A 3978-nucleotide genomic window follows, 5' to 3' on the forward strand; every position below is an offset into this window, starting at 1 on the left:
AACGAGATTTGCTTGGGCATTAGCGCCTTGACCCCGCCGCCGCGCCCGGAGGACCTTCACGAAACCCTCCTGGAATTTTCTGATAACCGGCTTCTGATTGATTTGTGTGGTGAGTTTGACCGCAACCTTGCACAGATCGAGCATCAGTTAGGGGTCCATATCCTGCGCCGCGGCAACCAGATCGCCGTCGTGGGATCGGCTGAGGCGCGCGGTCAGGCGGCAGCGGTTCTGCAAACGCTCTACGGCAGACTCGAATCCGGTCGTCCGATTGATGCGGGCGAGATTGATGCCGCGATCCGCATGAGTGAGGGCACAAGGGCCGAACCCAAAAGCCTCGACGAACAGCTTGAGATGTTCGCGGGCGGCAAATACGAAATCCGCACCCGCAAGAAACAGGTCGAGCCGCGAACCGAGGCACAGAAAGCCTATGTGAAGAACCTGTTTTCCAATGAACTCGGCTTCGGTATCGGCCCGGCGGGCACCGGCAAGACCTATCTCGCGGTTGCCGTCGGCGTGACCATGTTGATCGGCGGCCATGTCGACAAGATCATCCTGTCGCGCCCGGCGGTCGAGGCGGGTGAGCGCCTGGGCTTCCTGCCCGGCGACATGAAGGAAAAAGTCGATCCCTATATGCAGCCGCTTTACGACGCGCTGAACGATTTCCTGCCAGCCAAGCAGGTTCTGAAGCTGATGGAGGAAAAGCGGATCGAGATCGCGCCGCTGGCCTTCATGCGCGGCCGGACGCTGGCCAATGCCTTCGTCGTGCTGGATGAGGCGCAGAATGCCACGACCATGCAGATGAAGATGTTCCTGACCCGTCTGGGCGAGGGCAGCCGCATGGTGATCACCGGCGACCGCACCCAGATCGACCTGCCGCGCGGCACCTCTTCGGGCCTGAACGATGCCGAACGTATCCTGAAGGACGTGAAGGGCATCAGCTTTAACTACTTCACCGCGAAGGATGTCGTGCGACATCCGCTTGTGGCCCGCATCATCGAGGCCTATGACGCCGAGGATGGAGCCACTGGTTGACACGATGATCGAGGATGCGCGCTGGGAGGCCCTTGGCCTGCCTGCGCTCGCCGATCGTGCCGCGCGCGGGGTGCTTGCGGAACTGGGGTTGCCGGGTATCGGGTTCGAAATCAGCCTCCTCGGCTGCGACGACGCCCGTATCGCCACGCTCAACGCCGATTTCCGCGGCAAACCGCAGCCGACCAATGTACTCTCATGGCCGTCGGAGGAACGCGCCGCCGAAGAGGATGGCCGCGCCCCCGATCCGGTTGTGCCGGGCGAGGCTGAGATGCCCGAGGAACTAGGCGATATTGCCATCGCCTGGGAAACCTGCGCCCGCGAATCCGGTGAACAAACCAAGCCGGTGACGGACCATGTCACCCATTTGCTCGTTCACGGAGTGTTGCATTTACTCGGCTATGACCATGTAAGAGAGCACGATGCCGCCCTCATGGAGTCGACGGAAGCACGAATTCTTGCAAAGATGGGTATACCGAACCCATATGAGTGAACCGGCGCCTGAAAGGGCCGTGTTATTTGGAAAGGAAAAATGGGCGAATCCGCAGACGGGTCTATTTTGGCGCAGGACGCGCCCGACCCCTCAGACATTAGCGAACAACGCGGCTTTTTCGGCCGCATCATTGATGCCTTCTCTCCCTCGGACAGTGAGACCGATCCGGAGACCGAGCCGCAGGACGATGCGGCCCGCACAGTCTTGGCCACCCCCCTGCCCGGCATCGGCAACCTGCGCCGCATGCGGGTCGAGGACGTGGCGATCCCTAAAGCCGAAATCGTGGCCGTACCCGTGTCGGCGACGTTGGACGATCTGGTTTCGCATTTCCGAGAGAGCGGCTTTTCCCGGCTGCCGGTCTTCAAGGGTACGCTCGACAGCCCGTTGGGGCTGATCCACCTGAAAGATCTGGCGTTGGAACAGGCGTTCAGCGATCCGAAACCACGGTTCAACCTGCGCAAGATGCTGCGGCCGCTGCTTTACGCGCCGCCTTCGATGCCGATCGGCGTGCTGTTGCAGAAGATGCAGTCCGAACGCATCCACATGGCGCTTGTCATCGACGAATATGGCGGTGTCGACGGGCTGGTGACGATCGAGGATCTGATCGAGACCGTGATCGGCGAGATCGAAGATGAACACGACACGTCCGAAGACGGCCTCTGGCACGAGGAAAAGCCGGGCCAGTTCATTGTGCAGGCCCGTGCGCCGCTGGATGAGTTCGAGGCCGAGGTGGGCGTCAAGCTGGCCGAGGCCGAAGAGGATGAAGAGATCGACACACTTGGCGGTCTCGTCTTCATGCTGATCGGCCGGGTGCCCGCGCGGGGTGAGGTCATCCGCCATGACAGCGGGGCGGAGTTCGAGGTGATCGACGCCGATCCCCGTCGCATCAAACGGCTGAGGGTCCGCCTGCCGCAGGCCGCGGCCTGATCGTGATATTTCGGCCTTTGAGCTTCTTCCGGCGTGAAAACCGGCCGGACGGGTTGCGCCTTGCGCTCGCCGCCCTTTTGGGCGCGGTCATGGCACTCGGGCAGGCCCCATGGTCGCTCTGGTGGCTCGCTGTGCCCGCCCTGACTTTTCTGACGCTTCTGATTGCGGTGGAACGACGGGCAATGCAGGCGGTCTGGCTGGGCTGGATCGCCGGGGCGGGCTATTTCGCGGCCAGTCTTTTCTGGATCGTAGAGCCGTTCTTTGTCGATGCCGGGACCTATGGCTGGATGGCCCCGTTCGCGCTGCTCTTCATGTCGTTTGGTATGGCACTGTTCTGGGCTCTGTCGGCCGGGATCGGCGCCTTGGGGCGGGGGCCCTGCCCCCGTGCGGTTGGATTTGCAATCGGCCTGACCGCTACCGATCTTCTGCGCGGTTACATCTTCACCGGATTTCCCTGGGCCCTGATCGGCCATATCTGGATCGGCACGCCCGTGGCGCAGGCTGCGGCCCTTGTCGGGCCGGTCGGTCTGTCGGCGCTGACCGCGTTTGCGGCGGCCCTGCCGGTTCTGGCGCGGGCGACACCGACCCGCATCGGCCTTGCCGCACTCTCCGTCACAGCACTTGGCGGCGTCTGGGCGATCGGCACCGCGCGATTGGCCAAACCCGAGGCCCCGCGCGATCCGGCAATCCAAGTCCGCCTGATCCAGCCCAACGCTGCCCAGCATCTGAAATGGCGTGGCGATATGTGGCGCATCTTCCTTGACCGGCAGATGGAGCAGACCGCAGAGCCTGCGAAAGAGCCGCTGGACCTCATCGTCTGGCCGGAAACCGCGGTGCCCTTTCTGCTGTCGGATTCGGGCGGCTTCTTTAAGGCCCTGTCAGAGCGGTCTGGCGGCGTGCCGGTCGTCGTCGGGATCCAGCGTGAAGAGGGCTTGCGCTTTTTCAACAGTCTTGCCGCCATTGATGGCGAGGCGCGGGTGACTGCCGTTTACGACAAATGGCACCTTGTCCCTTTCGGCGAATACATCCCCTTCGGCGATGTGATGGCCAGGTTCGGTATCACCGCTTTTGCCGCACAGCAGGGCAATGGCTACAGCCCCGGCCCCGGCCCCCGTATACTTGACCTTGGCCGGGCCGGGCAGGTGCTGCCACTCATCTGCTATGAGGCGGTCTTTCCACAGGACCTGCGGATGAAAGACGACCGCCCCGACTGGATCTTGCAGATCACCAATGACAGCTGGTTCGGTAATATCGCGGGCCCCTACCAGCATCTGGCGCAGGCGCAGCTCCGGGCCATTGAACAGGGATTGCCGCTGCTCCGGTCCGCCAATACCGGGGTGACTGCAGTCATAGACGCTAAGGGACGAATAAAGAACGACCTAGCACTGAACACACAAGGCGTGCTCGATACGGCCGTTCCCCCATCTCTGGCACCAACGCTCTACGCCCGAACGGGTGACATACCGGCAACAATCCTTGTCATAGCGGCGCTTTCCGGCCTCATCCTAGTACGCCGCAGACAATCGGAT

Annotated in this window: 4 protein-coding genes; all 4 read left to right on the forward strand. The window is 62.5% G+C overall.

Going from position 1 to position 3978, the window contains the following annotated elements; translation table 11 throughout:
* Positions 1-12 precede the first annotated feature (12 nt).
* Positions 13-1032, forward strand: coding sequence for a PhoH family protein (locus tag WBB85_RS23690; RefSeq protein ID WP_432641019.1), 1020 nt, complete (start codon positions 13-15; stop codon positions 1030-1032).
* Positions 1016-1522, forward strand: a complete 507-nt coding sequence (ybeY, locus tag WBB85_RS23695) for an rRNA maturation RNase YbeY (protein ID WP_432641016.1) — start codon at positions 1016-1018, stop codon at positions 1520-1522. The genes WBB85_RS23690 and ybeY overlap by 17 nt, the downstream gene beginning before the upstream one ends.
* Positions 1523-1561: 39 nt before the next feature.
* The gene (locus WBB85_RS23700; protein WP_432641017.1) at positions 1562-2449 is read left to right on the forward strand and encodes a hemolysin family protein; all 888 of its coding nucleotides are present in this window, start codon (positions 1562-1564) and stop codon (positions 2447-2449) included.
* A 17-nt stretch (positions 2450-2466) separates the two neighbouring features.
* Positions 2467-3978 (forward strand): apolipoprotein N-acyltransferase (gene lnt / locus WBB85_RS23705; RefSeq protein ID WP_432641018.1); only part of this gene is annotated, 1512 nt, incomplete at its 3' end.

Origin of the sequence: Albidovulum sp., assembly GCF_049646345.1 — a bacterium.
GTDB lineage: Bacteria > Pseudomonadota > Alphaproteobacteria > Rhodobacterales > Rhodobacteraceae > Albidovulum.

Excerpts from the sequence above, each read along its gene's own strand:
- ybeY (WP_432641016.1), top strand. The coding sequence starts at position 1,016 with ATGGAGCCACTGGTTGACACGATGATCGAGGATGCGCGCTGGGAGGCC.
- WBB85_RS23700 (WP_432641017.1), top strand. The coding sequence starts at position 1,562 with ATGGGCGAATCCGCAGACGGGTCTATTTTGGCGCAGGACGCGCCCGAC.